General features: G+C 71.1%; 2 protein-coding genes and 2 pseudogenes. All 4 read right to left on the reverse strand.

What is annotated here, in order from left to right:
* Positions 1–70 precede the first annotated feature (70 nt).
* On the reverse strand, positions 71–1732 hold the full coding sequence (locus tag KDL01_RS45755) for a tetratricopeptide repeat protein (protein WP_212533934.1): 1662 nt from the start codon (positions 1730–1732) through the stop codon (positions 71–73).
* Complete coding sequence (locus KDL01_RS44275; protein ID WP_246577649.1) at positions 1729–2142, reverse strand: hypothetical protein; 414 nt, start codon at positions 2140–2142, stop codon at positions 1729–1731. Before KDL01_RS44275 ends, KDL01_RS45755 begins: the two co-directional genes overlap by 4 nt.
* Positions 2143–2400: 258 nt before the next feature.
* A pseudogene (locus KDL01_RS46330) lies at positions 2401–2550 on the reverse strand (helix-turn-helix domain-containing protein); the annotation flags it as partial.
* A 523-nt stretch (positions 2551–3073) separates the two neighbouring features.
* Positions 3074–3190 (reverse strand): annotated as a pseudogene (locus tag KDL01_RS39965) (IS5/IS1182 family transposase); the annotation flags it as partial.
* Positions 3191–3317: the final 127 nt, after the last annotated feature.

Genomic DNA, 3317 nt, shown 5'->3' on the forward strand with positions numbered 1-3317 from the left:
CCTTGAACTCCGGCGAGTACCAGCGGCGTCCGCTGCCCTTGCCAGCTCCACCTTTATCCACTGTTTCCTCTCAATCTAGGCATAAGCCTATCGGAGGACCAGTGTCCAAGATCTTCGGGGCACCCCAGAGAGCCTGCTCCAGCAGCGGGATCGCCCGGCCCAGGTCGCCCACCATCCGGTAGACGATGGCGAGGTTGCCGCAGGCAATCAGCGTGGCGGGGTGGTCCTCGCCCAGCACCCGGCGATAGCCGCCGTACGCGCGATCCAGATGTTCGATTGCGCGGGCCACACTGCCCTGGCCCTGCAAGAACAGCCCGGCTTCATTCAGGACGTGCGACGTGTCGGGCGTGTCGGTCTCCGGGGCGGCATGCGCGCAGTAAGCGTCGATGTGCGGCATCAGTCGCTGGTATGCGGGCCACGCCCCCGGGTCACGCGACGAGTCCCGGGGCGCGGCGGCGTACAGCAGGGCGGCGGCCAGGTCGCGGGCCTGGTCGATCGCGCCGCGGGTACGGTGCGGGTCCGTGGGGTCGGGGGTGCGGGTGACGGCCTGGACGAGGCGGTGCACGGCCAGGCCCGGCCCGCCGCCGGAATCGGTGGGATCGCGCGGCGAACGGGTGATCATGTTGTACGCGGCCAGCCGGCCGACCGCCTGCCCGAGGGCCGGTTCAGCGGCCAGCGTGCCCAGCAGATCGAGCGGGATCGCGTCCGGGCCATACCACGCCAGGACCCGCAGGACCCGCCCCGAGAGCGGGGTGTCGGCAAGCCGGTCGAGGGTCACCCGCCAGACACGTGCGATCGTGCGATCGGAGTCGGTGGCCTCGTCGCCGCTCGCGTACAACTCGGCTGGATACTCGGCGAGTAGCCGCTGATAGCCGCGCACGTCCGGTTCGCTTCCGCCCTGGTTCTGCACGATATACGCCCCGGCCTGAACGATCGCCAGCGGCAGGAACCCGAGTTCAGCGCACAGTTGCGCCCCGCCGTGCAGGGCGTGTGGCGTCGTGCCGATCGTCGCGGCCAGCAGCTTCAGAGCCTCGCGCGGCTCGAGCACGCCCAGACGCACGGCCGCCGCGCCGATCCGGTTCCAGCCCAGCGCCGTGCGGCTGGTGACCAGGAACCGCCCGCTGCCCGTGCTCACCGCGGCCAGCAACGGGCTCAGATCACCGGCCGACGCAACGTTGTCGAGCACCAACAGCCACCCCGAGTGCGCGGCCAGCCAGCCGGTCGCGCGCTGTGCCAACGCCTCCGTCGACAGCATCGTTCCGAGCTGGGGTTCGAGCGCGAGCGCAAACCGGGCAAGGCCCACCTCGATCCCGGCCGGATCCTCCGCGTTGATCCACACCGCCTGGGTGTGTTCACCCGCGTGTGCCAGAGCGTAGCGGGCCGCCAGTGCGCTCTTGCCGATCCCGCCGAGCCCGTGCACTACCTGCACCGCAAGCCCCGGGCCCGCCCGCAGCGCGCTCGCCAACCCGGCCAGCACATCCTCACGCCCCACGAACAGCGGGATGTGCCCGGGCACCCCCACCGGCCCCGGGGCCGGTGGCACCCGCGCGATCGGCGCCAGCGGCCCGATCGTGGTCACGTTGATCGGCGAGTGGTCCCCGGTGGTGATCGGGGCGTGATTGGGGCCATGGACGACAACCGAGCGCTCGCCCGGGCCCGCCGCACCACCAGCCCCCGGCTCCCAGACCGGCCCACCTCCGGGTTCCCCGGAGACCGGGGCGGATTCGCTCACCCCGATTCCCCGATCGGAGAGTGATCTCCAGTGGTGATCGGGGCACTGTTGTCCCCGGCGACGGCCACCGACCGCGGCCCGCTCGCACTGGCGGACGGAGCGGGCGGCAGCATCCCGGCCAGCTGCGCGACCAGCTCTGGGTCCTGCGCGAGGGCCTTGCGCACCTGGAAGCGCAACGCCGCCAGCGCGTCCGGGTCCCCCGAGTCCGCGGCGAGATCGCTCACCGCGGCCTCCAGCGCCGCGCGCCGTGGCGCGTGATGCAGGAGCCGGGCCAGGACACGCTGGCCCAGGGTCACGGTGGCGTCCGCAGCGGCGTCCTGTGCCCGAGTCAACACCCCCGCCCCGTACGCCCCCACCGCTGCTCCGATCACCGGCACGACCTGCCCCACGACCACATCCAACTCGGACACGAGCGACCCCTCCCGCCCTGATCCTGACGGCACGTCAGCGACTCCAGCCCAGCGTAACCCCCGCCGGATGGCGCGGGCGTCTGATTGTCGCAGCGCCCTGCGCACCCCCACGACCGGCACACGGTCAGCCGCCGTCCAGCACGCGCCGGCCTGGCACAGTCGCTGTCCGAAGGCCCAGCTCGTGTATTGCGACCCATGATCGGGATGAGGATCGGCGCCCGGGTCGCGCACCGTACAGCCACGGGTGTGGCGCCGGTAGACCCCACATATCCCGACGGCCTTCATCAGCCGGGCCACTCCCTTGCGCCCGACACGCACGCCGAGACCGAGACGCAGTTCGGCATGCACCCGAGGTGCGCCGTAGGTGCCGCGCGAAGCCGCGTGGATTTCCACGATCACGGCCGTCAGCTCAGCATCAACACGCGCGCGCCGAGGACGCGCGGCCGCGCCACTCGTAGTACCCGGAGGTCGAGGCGCCCAGCAGCCGGCAGCACACCGCCACCGCCTTGCCCTGGCCGGCCAACTCCGCGACCACCGGGTAGATCATTTTGCGAGCACGTTGTCCCTCGCGAAGTAGGCCGCGGCCTTGCGCAGGACCTCGTTCTCCAGCTCCAACTTACGGTTCTTACGCCGCAACTCGGCCAGCTCCCTGCGTACCCCCGCGTATTTGCTGCTCGCCGCCGCGATTTCCGACGTGGACCGTAAAGGGCCGGCGGCTCAGGGCGCCCACCCGGCATGTCAGGGGCGCCGCTCATATCCCGGTCACAGCGTGCCGACGTCGGTGTCCGACGACCGGATCAAGGCCGTGCACGGCTTCCTGGACAAGGTGCCGGCCGGTCTGTTAACCGGCGGGTACCCGCGGACGGGCGCCGCGCCCGCTCGGCCTGAGCAGGGCCTGCGGCGCCCGACCGTCACCCGCTACTTACAACCGCTAACACAGACGGATCACGTGTCGTAGTGCGATGATGCATACGCCGAGCTTGAGGAAGGCTTCGTGGATGTCGGCGCGGCGTTCGTAGCGGGTGCGCAGGCGGCGCATGCCGTGGAGCTAGAAGTCCGATGAAGATCTTCGTGGTCTGATGTGGCGGGTCGGCGTAGCCGGCCCGCCACTGGCCTGTTCATGCTGGTGTCGGCAGGTTCCAGCGTCCGTTGGTGCGGGTGAGGCCGAGGTTGAT

Origin of the sequence: Actinospica durhamensis (assembly GCF_018139695.1) — a bacterium.
Lineage (GTDB): Bacteria > Actinomycetota > Actinomycetes > Streptomycetales > Catenulisporaceae > Actinospica > Actinospica durhamensis.